1 protein-coding gene is annotated in these 229 nt (G+C 41.9%); it reads right to left on the reverse strand.

What is annotated here, in order from left to right; genetic code table 11:
* On the reverse strand, positions 1 to 192 hold a 192-nt coding region (locus AAEY83_RS19090), incomplete at its 3' end, for a hypothetical protein (protein ID WP_351061870.1).
* Positions 193 to 229: the final 37 nt, after the last annotated feature.

The raw sequence follows: 229 nt of genomic DNA on the forward strand, positions 1-229 counted from the left end.
GGTTTGATCTTTTATTAAATCAACACCAAGTAACGTATTTTCAAGCCCCATTTCTTCCATTATGGCTTCAACCGTTGAGCCGCTACCCATAATATAAAATGTATCTTCATCCATTTGCGATACAACATGCGCTGCAATGTCGGCAAGTACGAGTTCGTCGGTTTCTTTACCGCCATTTTTAACCGCTTGCATATAGCGTACTTCGCTAGGTGTTTGCATTTCGCCGTAG

The sequence above is a fragment of the Psychrobacter sp. TB20-MNA-CIBAN-0197 genome (genome assembly GCF_040309765.1).
GTDB classification, from domain to species: Bacteria; Pseudomonadota; Gammaproteobacteria; order Pseudomonadales; family Moraxellaceae; genus Psychrobacter; species Psychrobacter submarinus.